The 24850-nt window shown below is 51.4% G+C and carries 17 protein-coding genes; 6 read left to right on the top strand and 11 right to left on the bottom strand.

Annotation, left to right across the window (positions count from 1 at the left end; genetic code table 11):
- The first annotated feature begins 267 nt into the window (after positions 1-267).
- Entirely contained in the window at positions 268-2808 is a 2541-nt protein-coding gene (locus C7B82_RS23170; RefSeq protein WP_146141242.1) for a hypothetical protein, read from the top strand.
- A gap of 217 nt (positions 2809-3025) precedes the next feature.
- Positions 3026-3154, top strand: coding sequence for a photosystem I reaction center subunit VIII (locus C7B82_RS23165; RefSeq protein WP_106258970.1), 129 nt, complete (start codon positions 3026-3028; stop codon positions 3152-3154).
- 148 nt (positions 3155-3302) lie between these two features.
- On the opposite strand, the gene C7B82_RS23160 is transcribed toward C7B82_RS23165, so the two are convergent.
- The 6 genes from C7B82_RS23160 to C7B82_RS23135 form a co-directional block, all read right to left on the bottom strand.
- Positions 3303-3422, bottom strand: coding sequence for a photosystem II reaction center protein J (locus tag C7B82_RS23160; RefSeq protein WP_106258968.1), 120 nt, complete (start codon positions 3420-3422; stop codon positions 3303-3305).
- Between the two features lie 75 nt (positions 3423-3497).
- Positions 3498-3620: a photosystem II reaction center protein PsbL gene (psbL, locus tag C7B82_RS23155; RefSeq protein ID WP_106259004.1), complete on the bottom strand. Its 123-nt coding sequence runs from the start codon at positions 3618-3620 to the stop codon at positions 3498-3500.
- Positions 3621-3629: 9 nt separating this feature from the next.
- Positions 3630-3764: a cytochrome b559 subunit beta gene (psbF, locus tag C7B82_RS23150; protein WP_106258966.1), complete on the bottom strand. Its 135-nt coding sequence runs from the start codon at positions 3762-3764 to the stop codon at positions 3630-3632.
- Between the two features lie 20 nt (positions 3765-3784).
- Positions 3785-4033, bottom strand: coding sequence for a cytochrome b559 subunit alpha (psbE, locus tag C7B82_RS23145; protein WP_106258964.1), 249 nt, complete (start codon positions 4031-4033; stop codon positions 3785-3787).
- A gap of 175 nt (positions 4034-4208) precedes the next feature.
- Positions 4209-5228: a photosynthesis system II assembly factor Ycf48 gene (locus C7B82_RS23140; protein WP_106258963.1), complete on the bottom strand. Its 1020-nt coding sequence runs from the start codon at positions 5226-5228 to the stop codon at positions 4209-4211.
- A gap of 119 nt (positions 5229-5347) precedes the next feature.
- Positions 5348-5683 (bottom strand): rubredoxin, encoded by a 336-nt coding sequence (locus C7B82_RS23135; protein WP_106258961.1) that lies wholly within the window; start codon positions 5681-5683, stop codon positions 5348-5350.
- Between the two features lie 378 nt (positions 5684-6061).
- Between C7B82_RS23135 and ndhC the strand changes: the two genes are divergently transcribed.
- Genes ndhC through C7B82_RS23120 form a run of 3 tightly spaced genes read left to right on the top strand, consistent with a single transcriptional unit; the run spans position 6062 to position 7696 of the window.
- Positions 6062-6424, top strand: coding sequence for a photosynthetic/respiratory NAD(P)H-quinone oxidoreductase subunit C (gene ndhC, locus C7B82_RS23130; protein ID WP_106259002.1), 363 nt, complete (start codon positions 6062-6064; stop codon positions 6422-6424).
- Positions 6415-7155 carry a photosynthetic/respiratory NAD(P)H-quinone oxidoreductase subunit K gene (ndhK, locus tag C7B82_RS23125; RefSeq protein ID WP_106258960.1) on the top strand — a complete coding sequence of 247 codons (741 nt, stop codon included), beginning with the start codon at positions 6415-6417 and terminating at the stop codon, positions 7153-7155. Before ndhC ends, ndhK begins: the two co-directional genes overlap by 10 nt.
- Positions 7148-7696 (top strand): NAD(P)H-quinone oxidoreductase subunit J, encoded by a 549-nt coding sequence (locus C7B82_RS23120; RefSeq protein WP_422632162.1) that lies wholly within the window; start codon positions 7148-7150, stop codon positions 7694-7696. Before ndhK ends, C7B82_RS23120 begins: the two co-directional genes overlap by 8 nt.
- A 75-nt stretch (positions 7697-7771) precedes the next feature.
- Here C7B82_RS23120 and C7B82_RS23115 read toward each other — a convergent pair whose 3' ends face one another.
- The 5 genes from C7B82_RS23115 to C7B82_RS23095 form a co-directional block, all read right to left on the bottom strand.
- The gene (locus C7B82_RS23115) at positions 7772-9115 is read right to left on the bottom strand and encodes an LCP family protein (protein WP_245940056.1); all 1344 of its coding nucleotides are present in this window, start codon (positions 9113-9115) and stop codon (positions 7772-7774) included.
- 585 nt (positions 9116-9700) lie between these two features.
- Entirely contained in the window at positions 9701-10102 is a 402-nt protein-coding gene (locus C7B82_RS23110) for a fasciclin domain-containing protein (protein WP_106258956.1), read from the bottom strand.
- 113 nt (positions 10103-10215) lie between these two features.
- The gene (locus tag C7B82_RS23105) at positions 10216-11508 is read right to left on the bottom strand and encodes a CO2 hydration protein (RefSeq protein WP_106258954.1); all 1293 of its coding nucleotides are present in this window, start codon (positions 11506-11508) and stop codon (positions 10216-10218) included.
- Between the two features lie 76 nt (positions 11509-11584).
- On the bottom strand, positions 11585-13138 hold the full coding sequence (locus tag C7B82_RS23100; RefSeq protein WP_106258953.1) for an NADH-quinone oxidoreductase subunit M: 1554 nt from the start codon (positions 13136-13138) through the stop codon (positions 11585-11587).
- Positions 13139-13282: 144 nt separating this feature from the next.
- Positions 13283-15115 carry an NAD(P)H-quinone oxidoreductase subunit F gene (locus C7B82_RS23095; protein WP_106258951.1) on the bottom strand — a complete coding sequence of 611 codons (1833 nt, stop codon included), beginning with the start codon at positions 15113-15115 and terminating at the stop codon, positions 13283-13285.
- 761 nt (positions 15116-15876) lie between these two features.
- Between C7B82_RS23095 and C7B82_RS23090 the strand changes: the two genes are divergently transcribed.
- Positions 15877-24771 carry a cadherin-like domain-containing protein gene (locus tag C7B82_RS23090; RefSeq protein ID WP_181357624.1) on the top strand — a complete coding sequence of 2965 codons (8895 nt, stop codon included), beginning with the start codon at positions 15877-15879 and terminating at the stop codon, positions 24769-24771.
- Positions 24772-24850 lie beyond the last annotated feature (79 nt).

The raw sequence follows: 24850 nt of genomic DNA, 5'->3' as shown, positions 1-24850 counted from the left end.
TAACCTTTCAACGCTGTTGAGTTCTTCTGCAGAGCTGCTACATGAATGGTTCTATGGACAATGAGCTCCAAATCAGTAACATAACCCGCCAAGGTCATCACGATTGGCGGAATCGGTTGAAAACCAAATTTCAGCAGAATGTAAAATTTCTGGAGCAGTCCACTATATTTAGGTATTATCAGAAGCTTAAGATGGGAGTAAAATCATTCCCAAGCACCAGATATAGCGTTTTGCGGCAGTGATTTTTGCGATAGTGGTTTTTCGACAGTGAGTCTAACAGAGCTTCGGCGTGGGTGTGAGATGGAACACTGGGAATTTTTATTACAAAAAGAGGGCGATCGCTCCTGGCTTCCCCTGGATTCACCAGACGTCGAGATTCTGGAGGGACGTTATCGCATTGTTGCTCGCTCAAATAACGTCAACGCAACGATTGACACCCGTATTGCTCACTTGGCAACTGCAGAAGTGCCGCCTAAGCGCCGAGTGCAAAAGCGGTCTTGCCGCACGAATCATGATGGTTTGATGGTTGTAATTCCATTCACCCACCTTGAACCGGGACAATGGGAACTGAGTTGTTCACCCGCAGACTTGATGACAGACCTGATCACAGGCGCACAGCCCTATGCTATCAAGCTGCAAGTGGTCGCACAAGAATCAGAAGAAGACTGGGAGCATGACTGGACATCACCACATACGCTGTCAGTGATAGACGCGTCCCAACAGGCTCAGGACGCAATGCCAACGTCGGAACGCGCTGCTGCGCCGACCAACGAGGTGGAGTCAGCGTCTGTAGATACTCAAGCGTTCGCGGCATCAGTGGCTGATGCGTCTCTGTCAAACGCAACGAAGCCTGATCAGCCAGAGACGTTATCGCCAGCGAATACTTTACCGCCAGAAGTTGCCGAAATTCTGGCGGCTTCAATGGATCGCCTCTTTCAAGTTGCTGAACAGATGTCTGAGCGATTGGTTGATGATATCCTTCAGGACTTTGATCTGGCCACGATAGCGGATGCTCCGACGTCTATAGATGCAGTAGAGACGCTTGATCCCGCTAGCGATGAACCAACGACAATGACGCCAACTGCCTCTGTAAATCGCTCAGATGAGCCAGACGCCATCAGCGATCGACCATCATCAGTAGGGTACACGCTGGCAGCCAATGAAACATTTGTACTCACGCTCAACCAATCCGCCTTTGTGGCTGCGCGAGGCGAAGTGATCACATTGTCTGGACAGGTATCGGTTGCGCCGATGCCATCGCCATCACCTCATGACGTCACCATACCCACACTGCCCGAGGACTTAAGCCATGCTCCGTGGGAAACGGACATCTCACTCAATCTGGTGGGCGCAACTGCGCAGGAAGTCCAACTTTGCCTCCGTGATCCTCAAAGCCTGCAGGTTTTAGTTAGCGATCGGCAACGCTTGTCTCAGTCTTCCTTGCCTTACTCGTTCACGTTTTCGTTCTCGCTGCCTGAGACGTTTGTCACCCACCTTGTTTTAGGGGAAGTGCTCTTGCATGGCACCCTCGCAGAGCCAGTCGACGCTCAAACAGAATCAGCGATCGCGCTGCTCACCCAGGCATTCTCCATTACCGTTGACCCGAATGCACTGGTGGGAGAACTCACCAAGCTGCATGAAGCCCTCACGATTGAAGTGGATGATGAGGATCGCATTGATCTCCCCTTAGAGCTAACGTCTCGTTTGAAAGAGCAAGCAACCCCATCCATCGACTTATCGTTCCTCAACTTGGCTGTAGTGGAACCGCCACCAGAGCAACCACCACGCTTCCCATCGCTGGCCGGTCAGCCACTACCACCCAGGCTTTATCAGCCCGATCCCGATCAGGCTCGCTCTAAAGCACTCGATTTGCCTGTCTTCAAGCTGACGACGGAGGTCACCCCACTAGCATCAGAGGATGCAGCACTGAATCTAGAGACACCAGAGCAAACGCCATCTACAGATCTGCCGTCTGCATCGATCGCTATAGGCGACACGGTAGCAGCTGACAAAGACGCTAAAGGATTAGATAGCCCGCCTGATCAGCTAGGAGATACGGCTGGAACAAAACCGCCCAAACCTGTGGATGCTGAAACTTTAAAGGACGTCAATACTGACAGCACTGAAAGCACTCCGTTAGACTTGCCATCGCCAACGCATATGGCGTTTCAATCACTCAAGCTGCAAGATCGGTTTCTCACACGGCTTGCCTCTCTCGCGACTGATACTGAGCTATCAGCCATGCTCAAAGCCAATTTAGCACCCGGCAGTCCTTCACCCTCAGCGACAGCGGCTCCCTTTGATGCTGAGGCGCGATCGCTAAGTGATGAAATTGTGGTTGATGACGTGCCCCCTCAAAACGAACGGCGGCGAAACCAACCCACCCACACAAGTGAGCCAGTGCCCTTAAGCGAACCGCCCAGTGCACTGGTTTTATCAGCTGATGACCCTGTGCCCATGCCGACGCTGGATGTCACAACTGGGGAGTTGACTGCTGGTAAACCCATCAATATTCGTGTCAAGCTACCCAATCTGCTGCCTCGAATTTATGTCAAACTTTGGATCACCGATCGCCAAACCCGTTCGTTGCTTGATGGCCCTCGTTGGCTCGTCGATTTTCTGCCTAATGGGCTCGGTGATTTAGAAGCCATGATGCCTTTGACAGTGCCGTTTGGTAGCGTCAAACTGCGCTTTGAAGCGATCGCAGTTGAAATGCACACTCATCGTGAAAGCCATAAAGTCACCATCGATCGCCTCGTCGTTCCACCCGATCTGCCAAACGTTTCGTTAGACGACTTTAGTGATTAGAGGCTTCAAGAAAGATGAGAGGAGCAGTCTTGAGTTTTTGAGAGAGTTTTCGTGGTCAGCGATCTGCGTTCTTCTAAGCACTAAAAACGCCTTTAGACTGCTGACTCCTCACTCCTAACCACACTAAATATTAAGAAAGATTAGAAGTACCAAACTTGTCCCCGCTTCGCAGTAGAGTCAGTTTTGGAACCACTTAAATCTAGATAGGAAACTTGTTATGACAGGTTCATACGCAGCTTCGTTCTTACCCTGGATCCTCATCCCAGTTGTTACCTGGCTACTCCCTGCAGTAGTCTTTGGTCTTCTGTTTCTTTATATTGAACGTGAAGATCCAAGCGGCATTTAAGAGCATCATCGCTAAAGCTCACCATTGCTCATGACAGTAAAAAGCACCGATCTAACTTAGATCGGTGCTTTTTACTGTCATGCAATGAGGCTACTCTTGAAAGGTCTGTCAGACCAGTTTCAGAAGCCCAATAAAATTGGCTCGAAATTTAGATTGATGAGCCAAGACCCGCATAAGCGCCGTAAAAGAAAAGACCCAGAACAACTAGTATGCCTGTGCCTGCGACGGTTGCCACAATCCACAACGGAATTCTTCCAGAACTAGACACGATAATTACCTCTTAAAAAACGAAACGCAAAGCTCAGCTGATAGAACTGCCATAATCAACTCAGTATCAAAACTGCTAGTTAAAGAAATAGCTGGAGAAAAGGATGCCAAGGACAAAAACCAACAACAAACCCAAATAAAGAGAGGTACGGTTCAGCTCAACTGGTTGCTTGTTTGGGTTTGAACTTCTGACTGCCATGGGTGTCACCTATCGTTGGATAAACTGCATTGCGGCGATCGCGCCTAAAAAGAAAACAGATGGTACAGCCAGGGTGTGAACCGCTAGCCATCTCACCGTAAAAATGGGATATGTAACCGGCTCGTTGGGTGTTCTACTAGTCATAACGTTGGGTAATCCTTAAACTACTTGGCGAGAAACTCTTCAATTTCTTGTTTGGCATCAAAGCGATCTTTAATGATGGGTGCCGATTGCACTTGGGTTGGATAGTACTCGTTAGGGCGAGGCGTACCAAACGCATCGTAAGCTAAGCCCGTTTGCACAAACAACCATCCCGCAATAAACAATGCAGGGATTGTAATGCTGTGAATGACCCAATAACGAATACTTGTAATAATGTCCCCAAAAGGGCGCTCTCCAGTAGTACCAGCCATTCGAATTCCTCCACTGACAACAATTAAACTAAACGCTTACTTATGTTCATCATACGAAACCAATGAACCAGCCACAAGCAACTTTTTAAAGTCCTGTGAAAGTGGCACTTCTGGGACGAACGATCAGAGGCTAAACGCGTTAATCAAACCTCTACCGCACGACCTTTAGCAGCCATTAAGCTGCAGCCGACGCTTCAGCACTGTATTTGAGTAATGTCCCTTTTTGACCAATAATAAAGCCTTGCTCTGGGCTAAGGAACAAGATCTTGTAGAGGTTGGAAGGAACATTCTCGACCGATCGATCTTTTTCCCAGGTGGCGCCACCATCAACACTGCGTAAAAGGTTGCCGCTGCCTCCAGAAACCCAAACTTCCTCTGGAGTGCGGTAAGCCAAATCGAGCAAGCCCCAGCTGGTAGTAAACTCTGGGCTCACCGATTTTTCCCACGCGTCTGGAGCCGTGAGATCCTGGAATTGGATTTGCCCACCACGCGCAATCATCCACAGTCGTCCATCGGGCGCAAACCCCATGCTTTGCAGTCGTCGAGAACTGTTACGGTTGTGGGCGTCCCAAACGGCTTGACCGGGTTCCCAAATGGAGTAGAAATTTCCACGCGACGAAACAGCAACATACCGACCATCGGGGGCACGAGCGATGTTGCGAATCACGCCAACCGCGGCTTCCACCATAGCCTTCCAATTTTTGCCACCATCGGTCGTGCGGTAAATGGCTCCAATGTCGGTAGTCATTTCAGCCGACTTGGGGCCGAGGGCAAGCACGGTATTAGGAGAGCCAGGAAGCTTTGCGCTTAGGGGCACTCTAGACCACGCCTTGCCACCGTCAGTTGTGTGCAGCAGGAGAGATGGTTGACCAGCAATCCAACCTTCCTCACCTGAAAAGCTCACTGAGTTGAAACGATAGGTCTGATCCAGTTCCAGGTTTCGCGGTTCCCACGTATTACCGCCATCTGTGGTTTCCAGCAGCGTCGAGCTCGTACCGGTCAGCCAACCATGCTGGGTATCAATAAAGCTTAGGTCTAATAAGTTTCCCTCTGTGGGTACAGAAACGGGTTGCCAGGGAGTGCCACTAATAGACGGAAGATAGCCGCCACAGCTTGAGCACAAAAGCGCGATCGCAAACAGCACGATCGCCTGCTTGAAAATCGATCGCTTCAAAAATGTTGTGACTAAATGCATTGCGCTCAAATCTCTACTCAATCTACTCGGAAGTTGTCTGTTAATGATGTCTAAGCTGCCATCCAGAATCGGCAGCACTAAGGTCCAGCTCTACAGGTTAGACCCGGAGCATGCTGGCCTCACTGCAATCCATAAAGGCTGATAAAAAATAGGAACCCCAGTGCCAGGGCTCCAAAAATGAGAATATTCTTTTGACCGGGTGTCAATGTGTTAACGCCAAAGCCGTAGCCCAGGTTCTCTTTGAAGCCAGACGGTGAGCCAACCTCGCCAATATTTGAGAAGCGTGCTTTTGCCGCTCCACAAACGGGACAGCGCCAGTCGGCGGGAACTGCCTCAAAGGGGGTTGCCTCTGGGATCTGACGACGATCGTCACCCTTTAGTGGCTCATAAATGTAACCACAGGTCTGACATTCGTAACGGTCTAGAACTGTTGGTTCAGCAGCATCTGTGCTCATTGCTTTAGCGCCAAAAGTTAAGGCTGCGATCTAAGGAGTAGAGACGACAGAATTCTGAGATCTCTGTAAACGATTATGACATGACTGGGAATCACTTTAGAAGAAGGCAGGGTATAAAAGGCTAAAGGCAGAAAACAGAGGGCAGGAGGAGTAGGGGAGGCAGAGACAGAGGAGAGGAAGGCTTAGTACAAAGCGCATTCCTCACTCCTCACTTCCCACTCAAACCTTTTATCCTTTTTTCTTATCGCCTTATCCTTCCTTTTCTATAGACTCCAGCGGGGCTTTTCGATACATCTTGTGCAGCGCCGACCCTATAATATGAAGGCAAGTAACGCAAACGTTAGTTTTGTCATCCACACAGCCTGAGGGGTAGTGATTGTGTTTGTCCTCAGTGGTTATGAGTACCTGCTTGGCTTTTTGCTCGTGTGCAGTTTGGTTCCACTTCTGGCCTTAACTGCATCCAAGCTTGTTCGCCCCAGTCGCCGGGGTCCAGAGCGCCGTACAACGTATGAATCTGGCATGGAGCCGATCGGGGGTGCATGGATTCAGTTCAATATTCGCTACTACATGTTTGCGCTGGTTTATGTCATTTTTGATGTGGAAACCGTGTTCCTCTATCCCTGGGCAGTCGCGTTTAACCAGCTAGGTTTACTAGCGTTTATCGAAGCGTTAATTTTTGTTGGCATTCTCATCATTGGTCTTGTTTACGCTTGGCGCAAAGGAGCACTGGAATGGTCATGAATTCAGAGACGGTGAAAGGTGCTGCTAGTCAGTCTGAGCTGATCCTTAACCCGATTCAGCGACCACAAGTGACTCACGATCTGTCTGAGAATGTCGTTCTGACCACGGTTGATGATCTTTACAACTGGGCGCGGCTATCGAGTCTGTGGCCCATGCTTTATGGAACTGCCTGCTGCTTTATTGAGTTTGCAGCGCTGATTGGTTCGCGCTTTGACTTTGATCGGTTTGGGCTGGTGCCGCGATCGAGCCCTCGACAAGCCGATTTGATCATTACCGCTGGAACCGTCACGATGAAGATGGCTCCGGCACTCGTAAGGCTTTATGAGCAAATGCCCGACCCTAAGTACGTGATTGCGATGGGAGCCTGTACCATCACGGGCGGCATGTTTAGCGTCGATTCACCGACCGCCGTGCGTGGGGTCGATAAGCTCATTCCAGTCGATGTGTACTTGCCGGGTTGCCCACCACGACCAGAGGCCATCATTGATGCCATCATCAAACTACGGAAGAAAATTTCCAACGAGTCGATTCAAGAGCGCGGCGACTTACGGCAGATTCATCGCTACTACAGCACCACTCATACAATGAAAGCTGTGGAACCTATCCTGACCGGTCAATATCTTCAGTCCGCGACGCGGGAGGCTCCACCCAAGGAACTACAGGAAGCCATGGGGTTACCGGTTCCACCAGCACTCAAGGCAGCCGAAAAGGAGGGTCTCGATCGTGCCTGAAGAAGAGTCAAAATCGACTAAAGAACCAGCTGAAATCACGCCTGTTGAGGCTGCACCTATTGAGGAAGTGGGTACAATTTCCAAATGGCTAACGCAGAACGGCTTTGAGCACGAGTCCTTAGGGCCGGATGCCTCTGGGGTAGAAATATTGAAGGTTGCACCAGAGTTTCTGGTGCCGTTTGCAACAGCCCTTTATGCGTATGGGTTCAACTATTTGCAATGTCAGGGTGCTTATGATGCGGGTCCTGGCGACCAGCTTGTCAGCTTTTACCACCTGATTAAGCTGGGTGATAATGCCGATCGTCCGGCTGAAGTTCGCATCAAGGTGTTCTTGCCGCGTGAAAACCCTCACGTGCAGTCAGTCTACTGGATTTGGAAAACAGCAGACTGGCAAGAGCGCGAATCTTACGACATGTACGGCATTATTTACGAAGGACACCCCAACCTGAAGCGCATTTTAATGCCTGAAGATTGGGTGGGTTGGCCGCTTCGCAAAGATTACGTGTCACCCGATTTCTATGAATTGCAGGATGCATATTAATTGCGCTCTTTTGCGTAGAGAGTGGTTCATCATCCTCTGAACCACTCTCTACGCAAAAGCAGAGTCAGCCTCGCGTTAGTTGGTTGACTGCTTTTTGCTTTGCCCCCAATCTTGACCGACTTGAATCGTAATGTCGGAATCAAGATCGCCAGTGCTTTCAATACGTACTTCGCCAAAGCCGAGTGATTGACGTACGGCTTCAGCACTTTTCAAGTCTCCTTGCTGCGCTACGATCCGGGTCACATTGAGCGGTTCCCGATTCGGTGCTGAAACGCTCACGTTGCCGTAACCACTCTGCTTGAGCCTATTCGCTACAGCCTGAGCCGCATTAATCTGGCGCGTACTGTCTTGAATGACGACTCGAACTGAATTGGCAAGAGCCTCTCCTTCTGACACCGTTCCAAAGTTAAAGTGCTGCGCCATCATCGTTTGAATACGCCGAGCGCTAGGCAGCCAATAGCTAATACCGTTGTATTCATGGGGTTGGCTAAAGCTTCCTGGCACCATCAGCATTTGAACCTGAGAGCGGTTTGTCTTGGCAGCGAAGCCAACCAGGGCAACCAGTTCTTCGACGCTCAAATTGGTATCGATGTGGGATTGAACCACCGAGAGGATTTGGGGCAACCGTGCCAACGTGGCTGGGTTCAGTGCCTGTTCCATCAGCGCACGCATCAACATCTGCTGCCGCTGAATGCGACCAATATCGCCGTACTCGTCGTGGCGAAAACGAAGTAGCTGGAGTACTTGATCGCCATTCAGATGCTGTTGTCCGGCTTTAAGGTTGACATAGAGATGCTGGCTTTCATCCACATACTTCATGTCTTTTGGCACAAAGACCGTCACACCGCCAAGTGCATCAACCAGTGCCTGTACACCCTGGACGTTGATGGAGACATAGCGATCGACCCCAACACCGCCTAGCAGTCCACTCGTTGCTTTAGCACTTAGCGCTGGGCCACCATCCACATTCGCTTCATTAATCTTGGTGATCCCATAACCTGGAACCTGTGTACGGGTATCTCTAGGAATGGAAAGCGCCACCAGCTTTTTGGCTTCGGGGTTAAATCGCAGGAGCAGCATGGTATCGGTCAGACCATCAAACGAGTTGACCAGTGCCTGATAGCGCAATTTCTTGAGGTTAGCTGGCGGATTTTGGACATCGGTCGTCAGCACTTTGAGACCCAGTACTAAAATATTGACTGGACGAGTCAACTCAGGTAACTGCAAGCTGTTGTTCTTGGAGATGCGATCGCCTTTAGAAAAAACCGATGCCTGTTCTGGACTTAACTCACGCTGCATTAAGGGCGTGCTCGCAAACGACATAGCAAGCAGTGCGCCCGCTGTCGCTGACAGCAACGCAACTCCTGCTAGCCCACTCATTAACCAAAGCCAGCGTTGCCCCCCTCGTTGCTTCGGCACCTTTCTCAACACTGCCCTTGGTTTCCTCGTTGGATGCAGAGGACGCTGATTTGAACCGCTCACTTCTTTCTTCTACCCCACACAACGATAAAGCCTGCTGAAACGGTGGCACTGTTTCAACAGCAAATTAGATCAACAGTGAACTAGCCAGTTTTGCGAAGAGCACTTTTTGCGAAGGGCACTTTAGAGACATGAAACGTGAATAGTCTGACTGTTTGCTATTTCTGCCAGGTGTCTACCGATTTCTACGCACCCCTAGCAGCAGCATGTTAACAATAATTCCCGTACTCTGCTGCAAAAGTTCAATAATCATAGACGAACCTGCTGTAACTGCAAAGATAAAAGTGAATAGCAAGGTTCACCATCAGCAAAACGGAAGAACTCTTCCGATCGAACGCCGAGATTTTAAATTGCAAAAAGACAACCCCAGGGCAGAACACTGAGGCTGACTAAAAAAGATTCACTGAGCAGTTGCAACGATGAGGTGATGCTGCTCAGTTCAACGGAGTACACTTTGCTCAGCAGATAGTAACGCAGTCGGAGCGTCTCAACAATTGTTTGGAACAGACCTACTTATGCTCCGCTTCACCCCATCAAGATCACCGTATCAATGACATGAATAATGCCGTTATCAGCTTCAATATCAGCGGCAACCACCGTGGCATTTTTGACCTCAAAGCCATCAGTTGTATCAATACGAATCGGTGAACCTTCAACTGATGTGAGCGAATTCACCGCTTTGAGATCAGCCTGCGTTAGTTTCCCAGGCACCACATGATACGTCAGAATGCGGGAGAGCTGAGGAATGTTCTGCACAAGGGTTTGCACTGTCCCAGGGGGCAACTTGGCAAAGGCATCGTCATTCGGCGCAAACACCGTGAAGGGACCAGGGCTGCGTAACACATCGACTAAACCAGCCGCCTGCACTGCCGTGACGAGCGTCTTAAACGAACCTGCTCCAACTGCAATGTCAACAATGTCTGCCATTTTTTAAACCCTCTTTGGGGGAATGGGGAGTAAGGATTGGGAAAGGCTAAAGGCTAAATTGGTCAGTTTTTAGAAGAAAGCTGACCGCTAAATCAGCTTAAAACTCAAAACTTCTACCTGTATTCCTGATGCTGAACGTTGCGCAGCCTCGCTTCTGGTCGCTTGAAGCGATCGAGCTGGGCTTCAAAGAACGCTCGGTTGGCTTTGAGGTGCTTTGGGTTGGGATCGTCAAGGGGATACAGAAGCGCTGTTCGCAGTGCCTGGATGACTGCGGAGGTGACGCAATACATCGATCGCTGAAAGCTAATGCCCAATTGGATCAACATATCGCCTTCACCACGGCAGTGCTGGCTGTAATAGTCCACCAGGTAAGGTGGTAGGAAATGCAGCATATCCTGCATCAACAGCGTGGGTGGGATGCCTGCCGTCCCGACTGGAAAGACATCTGCGTAGAGAATACCAAAGTGAAAGTCCTTCTGGTCTTCGGGCACCTGCTTTGCTTGCGCGTTGTAAGACTTGGTTCCCCGAAACGGTGACGTACGATAAAACACGGCTTCCACATAGGGCAACGCCGCTTCGTAGAGCCACATGAAACCTTTGGATTTCGGGATGATTTCGTAGCACTCACCCCGAATATAAACGTGGTGGTAGATCGGACGTCCCGCGATCGCAAAAATGCCGTTCACCAGAAAGTTCATCGCGTCGGGAACGCTGGCAATCTTACCTTCATCGTACAAATCAGACATTTCAAAGAACACGGGCGCCATGATCTCCCAGAAAAGCCCCAGGTTGGAGTAGTACGACATTTGCCGACACTGTTCCAAAAATAAATCAGGAAACAGCTTGTACATGCCTAACATGGCTGGATTGTCTTTGAAGTACGCCTTAATCGCGCGATCGGCATTCGCCTTGTACTCCTCACTATCTAAATACGGGTCGAACTGACCACCCATGCCCCGGTGCCACAGCATCGCTCGCATACATTCTTCAGCAAACTCCATGTTGATGCGATCGTGCCAAAGGTGATGGAACAGCCTCGGCATTTTGAAGGTTTCTCCCTTCTCCATAAACGCCAGCAGTTCGGGATGCGCCGTTGCCTGTCCCCGCCAAATGCGCAGATCGGCATCATCGCCAGCGTAGTGGTTGTGTAATTCTAAATACTCCTTTGGTAAGAAATACTTGAAAAACGGTAGAGGATTCAGAAACTCACGCTCCGCAATATAAAGTAAGTCGCGCCAGTAGAAATCCATCGGCACCGCATAGGCTTTGTACAGCCCAATAATTTGCATCAGGTTTTCTGGCGTATCCGGCAGCATCGCGCCACCCGCTTCCAGACGGTGGATCACATCGGCAAATTCATGCTGCGACGGAGGCAGGAGAGGTTTGGTAAGGGTTGCAGTGAGCATAGGGAGTGGGGAGTAGGGGAGAAAGTTTTGAGTTTTGTTCGCGGAGCGTCTCCGTAGGAGATATTTTGAGTTTTGACTACTGAGTTCTGACTACTGATAGCTGACCGCTGATGGCTGACCGCTGATGGCTGACCGCTGATAGCTGACTGCCATCACGAATCGCCACTTGCTGACTAGCACCGATCGTCAACCCTGCAACCAGTTCCTTTGTCGTTGGCTCACTCCAACGCAGCAGCCAGGTTGGTTGCACTCCCAGGAAAAAGATCAATCCTGCCAGCACCAGCGCGGGTGTTTGTTCTGTCCAGGTGACGTTGGGGTAGTAAGCCGTAGCGTTATCCAATTTGCCGAAACAGGTGCGGTTGAGCAGAATCACAAAGTAAACAGCCGTTAAGCCACTAGCAATAATGCAGAGGAGGGTCGGTATGGGGAAGACTGAAAAGCTGCCCTGGAAGACCAGAAATTCTGCTACGAACCCAACGAGACCAGGAATGCCAGCACTTGCCATACCGCCTAGCACCAGCAGGGCACTCGTCAACGGCAGACCGCGAATGGGATTCAGCAGACCGTTGAGTTTATCCAACTCACGGGTACCCACTTTCGCTTCAATGACGCCAACCAGGTAGAACAGAATCGCCAGAATCAATCCGTGGCTCACCATCTGACCGACGGCTCCCAGCAAGCTCAGTTCAGTGCCCGCAGCACAGGCGACCAGCACATAGCCCATATGTCCGATCGAGCTATACGCCACCATCCGCTTAATATCTTTTTGAGAAATCGCCGTTAGAGAGCCATACAGTACGCTAGCAACCCCGACAATCGCCAACCCCGGTGACACGATCGACCAGGTATCCGGAAACAACTGTAAGCAAAACCGGACGATACCATAGGTGCCCAACTTTGCCAGAATCCCACCCAGCAGAATCGCGACAGGCGGCGATGCTTCGACATAGGCATCGGGCAACCAGGTGTGGAGCGGAATCAACGGCGTTTTGATGGCAAAGCCAATCAGCAGAATGGTCAGCAGAATGAGCTGCGCTTTGAGCGGCAAATCCTGGGTATTGATGGCGCCATAGTCAAAGCTCGATGCACCGCTTAGCCAAGCCAAACCAAGGAAGCCTACCAAAATTAAGACGCCTGAAACCGCTGTATAGATGAGAAACTTCATCGCTGCGTAGTCGCGTTTGGGCCCACCCCAAATGGCAATCATCAGATAGAGCGGAATCAGTTCGACTTCGTAGAACAGCACGAAGAGGAGTAAATTCTGCGCTAGAAACGCTCCTGCGATGCCACCGCAAACCAGTAAGGTCAACGCGTAGAATAACCGCGATCGCACCATTTGCTGACTGCTACCGTAAATCACAATCCAGATCAGCAGGCTATTGAGCGCCAGTAAGGGTAACGACAGCCCATCAACGCCTAGCCGGTACGTCAAGCCAAGTGAATCCAACCAGGAAAGTGCTTCCTGCATTTGCCAGCCAGCATTGCTGACATCAAACCGAGACAGCAGGAACAACGTCCAAAGAAGGTTAAGGCTCGCGATCGCCAAAGCTGCCAGCCGTGATCGCTTTTCGGGACAAAAACCTATGAGAAGGGCACCAACAACGGGTAGCCAGATGAGAGTACTCAGCATAGGAGGGTGCAGGATGAAAGGACGAACAGGTGAATGAACCGTCAAGGACAAGGCAATGAGCAAAAATGGCGCGACAGAGATTAAGGATGCATCGACTCCATCAGCGATCGGGACCCTGAAGCTGGCGATGAAGGGTTTGCCTACTTACGACGACCACATGACGAGACAGCCGACCAGAACGGCACCAACCAGGATCGTCAAGGCGTAGGACTGAGTCTGACCCGATGTGCTGTACTTCAAACCTTGACCGCCAAAGAGTGTGGCCACTCCCACCAGGTTGACGAAGCCATCAACCAGATACCGATCGATCCAAGAAGTGATCCGAGAGATGAGATCGACACCCACCACAATGCTCATCCGGTAAATCTGAGCGGTGTAGAAGTCATAGGAAAGCAAATCTTGCAACGGCTTCCAGGGAAACTGCACGGGCTTTGGAATGGCACTCCCCAAATAGACAACCGCACTCAGACTGCAACCAAAAATGCTCGACCAAAGCAGCAACAGCGCCACGTCCTTGTTCAAATCTGCCCATGCTGGTAGTAGTGAGAAGGCTTGCAGCACGATCGGCACATGCAGCACAACGCCTAGTAAAATCGCCATTGGGAGCGCCATCAACCAGTGAATTTCAGGCGATCGCTGTGCCATTGGGTGAGGCTGTCCGCCAAAGATACGGCTAAACACTCGTACAAGGCTGAACGCCGTGAGCCCGTTGACCAGCAGGACCAAGCCAACTAGCCACGGTTGCGTAGTCCACAGCCCATCTGCCAACTTTAGCAACGCCCAAAAGCTACCGAAAGGCGGTAAGGCAATCAAGCCAGCCGTACCCACCAAAAACGCTAATCCCGAAACAGGACGACGTGACCAAAGCCCTCCTAGCTGAGTAATGTCCTGGGTAATGCTGTTCCAGATGATTGAGCCAACGCTCATCACGAGCAGGGCGATCGCCACCGCATGCGTCAACACCAGCAGCAACGCCGCCTCGCTTTGTCCAGCGCCAACTGCAATAAAGACTAAGCCCATGTAGGCACTCACCAAATAGGACAGAGTGCGCTTGAGATCAATCTGAGCGATCGCAATCAATGAACCACCCACTGCTGTAATCCCACCAATCCATACCAGCGCCGCCATGACAACGGGTGACAGCGCCAAAACAGGTTCTAGCTTAATCAGCACCCAGGCTCCTGTTGCAACCACCACTGAGTTCCGCAAAATTGTGCTGGGCAACGGTCCTTCCATGGCTTCATCCAGCCACAGATGCAGCGGAAACTGAGCACATTTACCCATCGGTCCTGCAATGAGCGCCAGACCAACCAGCGTAATCACGGTTGGATTCACATCTGCCGTCTGCGCCCACTCTGCTAGTTCCGTAAAGTTCCAGGTGCCTGCCAACGGTAGCAGTGCAACCACTCCCATCAATAGAAACAAATCGCCTACGCGCTTAGTGAGAAAGGCATCACGGGCACCGGTTACCACCAATGATTGGTTGAACCACAGTCCCACCAACAAGTAGGTTCCCAGCGTTAAAACCTCTAGGATCATGTAGCTAAAGAACAGCGAGTTGCAAAGAACCAGTGCACACATACCCGCTTCAAACAGCGCCAGGAGAGCGAAAAAACGCGCCCAGCCCCAATCCATCTCCAAGTAGCCAACGGCATAGACCTGAGCCAATAGATTTAAGCCTGTGATTAAGATCGTTGCACCCACCGTGAGTGCAGACGCCTCAAAGGGGAGTGTCAGATCGAGATTGGCAACGTTTAACCAGGGAAAGAAAAACTGTTGTGCTGGCTGATTCCACACGGCTGGTAAAGCAAGCAGTCCGTGCAAAAACGCTAAAAACGTTGTCAAGATATTGACGTAACCCGAAGGGCGCGGTCCTGTCAGACGAGTGACCGACGGGAACCAAAGGACAGAAAGCACAGCACCAGCTAAGGCATAACAGGGCACTAACCAGATGCTCTGGAGGAGGAATTGGTCCATAAAACGACCCCAAGTTTTTTAAAAAGGCTCAGCTACGGAATAAGGCTAGTGTTTCAAAGCTGTAGCTTCCATCCATAGAAATCTTACAGGTAATATCTCTATGGACAATGAACGACATGTCTGGAACACAACTGAACAGGAGCGTTCGCTACAGTTGGTTAAATCAACTGAACGCTCTAGAAGCAAACTTTGTCTGCTCTAATTCAAATAATATGGCATTAGTGCATCATTTCTAATCAATGCTTCTTATAGGGCACATTAGATTGAATCTATGGACAATGTCACTCTCGGCATGACGTGAGAAAGTTTACACCGTGAAAGCAGAAGCCGTTGTAAAGATCCGATCGCACATAAAACATCTCCCACGCCGTGATCGAAAATGCCTTTGCAGAATAGCTGACAATGTGTGTCACTCAATCCACGATCGTCATACTACAGCCGCCATCATTGATGGATTAATACAACACGGGTTAAGCAAGCATGGCATCCGGTGATTGTGGCCGAGTTGAGTTGCAGCGCTGACGATCGTTGTCTGAAGCGAGCGAACTTGTTTGCTTTTCTGCGCCGAAGGGGGATTGATCTAGTGGGGACTTAAAGAATGTAATGACGCGTTCCAGATGCTTCAGGTTCTACGTAAATCCCCCATCTTTTTGCGACGCATAAAACAGACTTTTTGTAAAGATATACAAGAATCATCGTTGCTTTGTTAGCTAATGATGAGGGACGGGCACTATAGCAAAGCCATTGTAGGTGTGACAGCGATGCCCGTAGATTCTATCGGTAACACTTTAGCGACCGCTAAGCCAATCTTCCCGATCGCGAGTATACAGACGTTGACCGAATTCATCGGTGTCAACGCTGGCACTCTCGACGCTAACGACTACTACAGCTTTAAGCTCACCCGTGCCAGCAGTTTCACGTTATCGCTCACAGGTTTGAGTGCAAACGCGGACGTTCAGATACTCACCAGTGCCGGAGCGATCGCTACAGGCACAGACGGCTCCTCGCTGAGTTCGAGCAATACTGGGACGTTGGCAGAGTCGATCAATAATATTCTCGACCCAGGTACTTACTACATTCGTGTCTCCCCAGGACCCGCGACCGATCCGCTAAACCCGCTCACCACCACACCCAGCACAAACTACAACCTTAACGTTGTAGCGAATAGCAACACGAAGACAGACATCCTCTGGCGCAACTATGCCACTGGAGAGAACGCTACCTGGGTTATGGATGGCACTACGCTTGTCTCCGGTGTCTATCTTCAACCAATTAGAGACCTTAACTGGAAAATTCAGGCAACCGGAGACTTTAATGGTGACGGGAATACCGACATTGTTTGGCGCAACTATGCGACGGGACAAAATGCCTTCTGGTTGATGAATGGGACGACACTTGTATCGTCTTCGTTTTTGACTACCATTCCCGATTCAAATTGGCAGATTCAAGGGGCCGGCGACTTCAACAGCGATGGTAGTACCGATCTTGTTTGGCGCAACTATGCCACAGGACAAAATGCGGTCTGGTTTATCAAAAACCTCACGCTTGCTTCTAGCGCATATATAGAGTCATACCCATCTCTCAGCGCTCGCATTGAGACGGTCGCCGATTTTAATCTAGATGGCAATCCTGATATCCTTTGGCGTGACTATTCATCAACCACAAACAACAACTTTATCTGGTTGATGAACGGTACAACCAAAGCTGGTGTAGCCGTGCTGCCAACTGTTAATGACCTGAACTGGCGGGTACAGGGAGCAGTTGACTTAAACTATGACGGGAACTCCGACCTACTCTGGCGAAACCTGTCCACGGGTCAAAATATTGTTTGGTTTCTCAAAGGCACAACCTTTAGCTCATCGTCGGATTTGCCGATCACGGCTGATACAAATTGGCGAGCGACAACGCCCTTTAATCGACCACTCCCTGCTGTCCGTGCAGATGCGGCTGGCAACACCACAGCTACCGCCTTTTCGATCGGCCCAATCAACGGTAGCGGCGTTTACCGCGATACAGTCAGTGATACGATCGACTTAAATGATTACTATCAGTTCTCTCTTGGCAGTAGCACTCAACTCAGCTTGGCGCTCACAGGCTTAGGTGGTGGTGCCCTGAATGGCAACTTAGATCTACAGCTCTACAATGCCTTTGGTGGACTGGTAGCAAGCTCGGCCAATGGTGGGAATGCTGCAGAATCGTTCACAGTCAACGGGCTGGTAGCAGGAACCTATTACATTCAGGTGGCTGCGACCGCTGGCAACAGCGCCTATGAGCTGAATATTAACGCTAATAACCTACCGGTACTGCTCAGCAATAACGTGCTGACTGTGAGTGAAGGATCAGCGTCAACGATTAGCAATACCCTCTTGCAGGTAACGGATGAGAACAACCCAACGACTCAACTGACCTATACGCTTATCACACCGCCAAATATTGCTAAAGGCGCTTTAAGTTTGAATGGGGCAGCGATCGCCCAAAACAGCATCTTTACCCAGGCTGATATTGATGCCGGCAAGCTCAGCTACAGCCAGAACGGTGGCGAAACGCTCACTGACAGCTTTGTCTTCAACGTTTCTGATGGCGTAGGCGGCACGGTTGGCAACACAACCTTTACCATCAACACAATTCCCGTCAACGATCCACCGACGTTGTCGATTAATACGGCACTGACGTTGAGGGAGGGAGCTGCCGCCAGCCTTTCGAGCTTGAATCTGCTGGCAACTGATGTTGAGCAAACGGCAGCACAATTGATCTATAGCCTCAATAGCTTGCCCACCAGCGGTAGCTTGCTGTTGAACAATACAGCGATCGCGGCAGGCAGCACCTTTACCCAAGCCGACGTGAGTAGCGGCACAAAGTTAAGCTACAGCCATAACGGCACTGAAAGCACCAATGACAGCTTCAGCTTCACCGTGACCGACGGAGCCGGTGGCACGGTTGCTCTATCGCCACAAACTTTCAGTATTGTCGTCACGCCCTTCAACGACGCACCCGTACTCATTTCCAATAAAGGGCTAACTGTCACCGAGGGTTCAGCTCCCATCATCACCTCGGCGCTACTGCAAACCAGCGACGCTGAATTTACGGGCACAGCCATCTCGCCACAGCTTCCAGACAAAATTATTTACACGGTGGGTACGTTACCCATCAACGGGGCGCTCTTTGTGGGCACCAATGGACTCACCGCTAACGGCACGTTCACGCAAGCAGACATCAACAACAACCGGATTCTTTACAACCACAACGGTAGTAAAACCAATAGCGATAGCTTCGTCTTCCGGGTTTCCGATGGTACTACCGTCACCACCGACTCGACTTTTAACATCATTGTTTCGTCGGTTAATTCGCCACCTGTACTAAGTTCGAACGCAGGCTTACTGGTGAACGAAGGGGCAACCGCAAATATTGGCAACACGCTGCTTCAAGTCACTGATCCAGATAACCCACCGCCTCAAATCATCTATACATTGGGTCAAAAGCCCGTTAACGGTACCTTGAAGCTAAATGGCACAGCGCTGACAGCAGGTCAGACCTTTAGCCAGCAGGATATTAACAATCTTCCGAATAGTCGCCTGACGTATCAGCATAGTGGCAGCGAAACTACCAGTGACAGCTTTACCTTTACGGCCTCTGATCCCTTTGGGGCAGTCATCCCAACCACGACTTTTAGCATTGGTGTCACGCCTATCAATGATGCACCCACCCTGCTCTCCAATGTTGGATTAACACTCTCAGAGGGGGCGACTGGCAGTATCACGACCACCCTACTGAGTGCTACTGATGTCGATAATTTAGATGCACAAATTACCTATACCGTCTCGACACCCGCCCACGGCAGCTTGCTATTGGGGGCAACCACCGTTACTAGCTTGACACAGGCTGATCTGGCAGGTGGTCAACTCAAGTATGTGCACGACGGCAGTGAATCAACTGCTGACAGCTTTACATTCACACTAAGCGATGGGACAGCGACGATCGCGGCGAGAACCTTCAACGTCTCTGTGCTACCGGTGAATGATTTGCCTGGGCTTTCAAATAACACAGGCTTGACGGTAGCGGAAGGTGCGACGAGCACGATCGCCAGCACGGCTCTTGCCATCACTGATAACGATGGACCGGGTCCGCTGACCTACACCTTGGGATCTGGCACAACGAAAGGTACGCTGAAGCTCGGTACCGCCACTCTTGCAGCCGGACAAACCTTTACGCAAACAGATATTACAAGCAATCGCCTCTCGTACACTCACGATGGGTCAGAGACAACAGCCGATAGCTTTACGTTCACCGCCTCTGATGGCTCCACGGGCACAGTGCCTCTAACGACCTTCAGTATTGCGGTAACACCCGTTAATGATGTCCCGGTTCTGGTTTCTAATAGTGCCATTACCCTCCTTGAAGGGGCGCTGACCACGATTAGCAGTAGCGTCCTACAAGTCAGCGATGGCGACAGTCCACCGCTCACAAGCCTGGTTTACAACGTGACCAGTGGACCAACCAACGGCACCTTATTGCTGTCTGGCAATGCTGTCATCAGCTTTACGCAGGCAAACCTGAACAGCGGGCAACTGGTCTATCAGCACAATGGTAATGAATCGCTGACTGACAGCTTTGCCTTCACTGTGACGGATGGTGTGGTGACAACGCCCGTTGGGCCAAACGTCTTTAGTATCGCGGTCACGCCCGTTAACGATGCGCCGGGTCTTTCAAATAACCTGGGTCTGACAGTAGCAGAGGGTGCGACGAGCACGATCGCCAGCCCTGCCCTTGCCATCACCGACAATGACGGCCCGGGTCCGTTGACCTACACCTTGGGTACTGGCACGACAAAAGGTACGCTGAAGCTCGGCACCGCAACACTTGCAGCCGGACAAACTTTTACCCAGACAGACATTACGAGCAATCGCCTCTCGTATGTCCATGACGGATCAGAGACAACAGCCGATAGCTTTACCTTCACCGCCTCTGATGGTTCTACGGGTACACTGCCTCTAACAACCTTCAATATTGCCGTAACCCCCGTTAATGATGCACCTGTTCTAATCTCTAATAGTGGCATTACACTCCTTGAAGGGGCGCTCACCACCATTAACAGTAGTGTGTTGCAAGTGAGCGATGGCGACAGTCCACCGCTGACAAATCTGGTTTACAGCGTGACCACTGATCCCACCAACGGTGCGTTACTGCTGGCTGGCAACCCTGTCACCAGCTTTACTCAGGCCAATCTGAATAGTGGACAACTGGTCTATCAGCACAATGGCAATGAATCACTGTCTGATAGCTTTGCCTTCACTGTGACGGATGGGGTAGTCACAACACCCGTTGGTCCAAGCGTCTTTAATATCGCCGTTACACCCGTTAACGATGCACCTGGTCTTTCGAATAACTTGGGCTTGACACTGGCAGAAGGCGCGACGAGCACGATCGCCAGCACGGCTCTTGCCATCACTGATAACGATGGACCGGGTCCGCTGACCTACACCTTGGGATCTGGCACAACGAAAGGTACGCTGAAGCTCGGTACGGCCACCCTTGTAGCTGGACAAACCTTTACGCAGGCAGACATCGCCAGCAGCAGGCTCTCCTATACCCACGATGGTTCGGAAACAACCGCCGATAGCTTTAGCTTTACTGCGTCCGATAGCTCGACAGGCACGATCGCTCTGACCACCTTCAGCATCAACGTGACGCCAGTGAATGATGCCCCAGTGCTAACCGTACCAGGCTTCCAGGCGATTGATGAAGATCTGCCTCTAGCCTTTACAGGCACGAAGCTCGTTAGTGTCAGCGATGCCGATATTGGCGGTAATCCGCTGGTGGTCACTCTGTCGGCATCGGGCGGTACGCTCAGCCTCAATCCTGGCAGCTTGACGGTGAATAACAATGCCACCAGCCTGGTGACACTAACCGGACAGCTAACTGCCGTTAACAATGCGCTCAGTAGCCTGGTTTATAAAGGACTGTCGAATTTCAACGGTCCCGATACAATTAGTATTGCTGTCACTGACCAGGGCAGCACAGGGGCGGGCGGTGCGAAGACCGACACAAAGACGATCGACTTGATTGTCAACCCCATCAATGACGCACCGACCTTGACCGTTCCGGGTGCTCAAACGGTTCTAGAAGATACGGCGCTGTCGCTCGCAGGTCTGATTGACACGACTGATGTTGATTCGGGTACCAACCCGGTCAAGGTGAATCTGGGCACGCTGAATGGGAAGCTCACGTTAGGGACAACGGGCGGCCTGACCTTTGCGGACAACACCACCAATGGTGACGGCTCGTTAAGCTTCACAGGCGCGATCGGCAACGTTCGTGCAGCACTGGCAACCCTTAGCTATCAAGGCCTTGCTGACTACTTCGGTACCGACACCATCACGATCAAGGTGGATGATCAAGGTGCCGTCGGCGCGTCCGGTGCGTTAAGCATCCAGAAAACGATCGCGGTCAATGTCACCCCGGTTAACGATGCGCCCTCCTTTACAGCTGGCACCAACCTTGTTGTGAATGAGGATGCTGCACCACAGACGGTTAATTGGGCAACGGGCATTGCGACTGGGCCAGCCAATGAAGCCAGCCAAACGCTGAACTTTATTACCGCAAACAACAACGCCAGCCTGTTTACAACCGCACCCACGATCGACCCCACAGGCAAACTAACCTACACGCTGGCACCAAATGCAAATGGTGTTGCGACTGTGACGGTCAACCTGAAGGACAACGGTGGGACAGCGAACAGTGGGAACGATACGTCACCCGCCAGCACCTTTACCATCACCGCTAATCCGGTGAACGATACGCCATCCTTTACAAAGGGTGCGAACCAAACCATCACCGAAGATGCAGGTGCGCAAACGGTCGCAGGTTGGGCAACCGCAATTACAGCAGGACCGGCGGATGAAGCGGCTCAAACACTCAGTGTGCTGGTCAATACCGATAATCCGTCTCTGTTCTCAGTTGCTCCAACGATCGACCCAACGACAGGCACGCTCACCTACACAGCGGCTCCCAATGTCAACGGCACCGCGATCGTGACCGTACAGCTTAAAGATAATGGTGGCACCGCTCTCGGTGGGGTTGATAGTTCTGCACTCCAGACCTTCACCATTAACGTCACTGCGGTCAACGATGCGCCCGTCTTCACACTCCCAAGCCCGCCAACAGTGAGTGAAGATACCACGTTGCCAATCACCGGCCTTAGCCTTGCCGACATTGATGCAGGCAGCAGTTCGCTAGTTGTCACTCTGGCTGTGAGTAACGGAACGCTTAAGCTGGGTAACACCGCTGGACTGACCATCACGGCTGGTGCTGACAACACCAGCAGCGTTGCCTTCAGAGGCAATCTCAGCGACATCAATGCAGCACTGTCTGGGCTCAGCTACCGTGGCAACCCGAATTTCAATGGGGCTGATACCCTCACGCTCACTGCGAATGATCAGGGTGCAACAGGCTCCGGCGCGATCGGCCTCGACAGCAAAGCACTGGCAATCACAGTGACGGCTGTGAATGATGCACCAGTGATCACCGTACCAGGTAGTCAAACAGTAGACGAAGACACCAACTTGCTGCTCTCCGGTATCAATGTCACCGATGCTGACTCTAATCCAAACCCAATCACCGTCACGCTATCGGCAACCAACGGAACACTGACGCTTGATCCACTCGTAGCGGGCAGTGCAACGCTGACCATTACCGACACGCTGAATAACATTAATACGGCGATCGCTAACCTGACCTATAAAGGGAACCTCAATTACAACGGAGCCGATACCATCACGATTCAGGCGAACGATCAAGGCAATACAGGCTTTGGTGGTTCTCTCTTTGACATCAAGACGATTAGTGTCAACGTCAACGCGGTCAACGATGCGCCAACCCTGACCGTACCTGGCGCTCAAACCGTTAGTGAAGACACCAATCTGGTGTTCAACGCTGGTAAAGCCATCATCCTGAACGATGTCGACTCGGGGCCAAATCCCATTCAGGTGAACTTTGCCGTTAGCAATGGCACTCTGACGCTCGGTGCGGTTGGCAGTGGCGGCGCACTAACGGGTAACGGCACGGGTACTGTCAACTACATCGGCACACTGGCAGCCCTGACACCTGTGCTCAATACCCTGACCTATCGCGGCAAGCAAGACTACTCCGGTGCCGACACGCTGAATATCACCGTTAACGACCAGGGCAATACCGGTTCCGGCTCTCCTGGCATCGTCACTGGCTCTGTTGCGCTTACCGTTAGCGCTGTAAACGACTCCCCAGTCTTAGTGACGAACCGTACACTGACCTTAAGCGAAGGCACTTCTAGCGTTATTACCAACTCGCAACTCCGCACCACGGATGTAGACAATACGCCTGATCTACTTGTCTATACGCTGTTCAGTGCGCCAAATCCGCTTACTAGTGGCAGCCTGCGGCTTTCAAATGGTGGTGGCACGACTGCAACCCTGGCGGCTGGCGGCACATTCACTCAGGCCGATGTCAACAGCGGCTACCTCTCTTATCTCCAGAATGGCAGCGAGACGACGAGCGATAGCTTTACCTTTAAGGTGTTCGACAACACGCCCGGTAGCATCACTATTCCTGGTAGCGGCAACGCCACCTTCAACATCGTGATTAACCCGGTGAATGATGCACCCGCGATCGTCAACAATGCGAAATTGAACTTAAGCGAAGGGGCAACCAGTACAATTTCCAATACGTTGCTGAGTGTCAGTGATGCCGACAATACGACGGTGCAGTTGAAATACACCTTGAGCAGTGCTCCTAACAACGGCAACCTGCGGTTGAATGGCGCTGCCCTGAGCCTCAGCCAGACCTTTACCCAAGACGACATCAACAGCAACCGAATCTCTTATCGTCACAACGGTAGCGAAACCACCAGCGACAGCTTCATCTTTACAGTGAACGATGGCGCAGGGGGAACCACAGGCAGCAAGACATTCAATATCGGCATCGCCAACGTCAACGACGCGCCCACGATCGTCGCTTCGGGGCCTGCCACCGTGAACGAAGGCGCAACGCTGAACATCACGAACACGCTGCTGAAGACCTCTGATGCCGATAACTTAACGTCAGAGTTGAGGTACACGCTGCCAACAGTGCCAATCTACGGGACATTGTTCCTGAACGGTGTGGCTCTGGCTGCAAACGCGATCGTCACGCAACAGCAAATCGATCAGGGCGGGCTGACCTATGTGCACAATGGTAGTGAGCCCAGCGGCAACGATGTCTTTGTCTTCCAGGTGTCGGATGGCACAACGACCATCAGTAGTCGCGTCTTCAACATCAACATCAATCCTGTCAACGATGCACCTGTCCTGGCCAGCAATACTGGCTTGCTCCTGGCTGGTAATACACCTTCGTTGACCGTCATCGGCAGCGACTTGCTTCAGGTGACCGATGTGGATAACACAACCGCTCAATTGACTTACACTCTTACGTCGGTGCCAAACCCAACGGTTGGTGCGCTGCGGCTGAATGGCAGGCAGATCAGCGCAGGTCAATCCTTTACCCAGGCCGACATCGATTCAGGCAACGTCAGCTTCGACTACCTCGGTAACGGCAGCGGCGAGACCTTCCAGTTCACGGTATCGGATGGTGGCGTCGGAGGCACGCTCTCCAATGCATTCTTCTACATCAACTTCAGCTACTCGTAAACTAAACTGACTGCGCTTACCACTCAACGGATGCTGTGCGATCGACACCGCATCCTTTTTTTTGACAACTGCAATCTGG

Source organism: Stenomitos frigidus ULC18 (genome assembly GCF_003003795.1).
In the GTDB taxonomy this organism is placed as follows: Bacteria; Cyanobacteriota; Cyanobacteriia; order Leptolyngbyales; family Leptolyngbyaceae; genus Stenomitos; species Stenomitos frigidus_A.
Note: the sequence above shows the minus strand (reverse complement) of the source record. Positions and strands in the feature narration are given on the sequence as shown.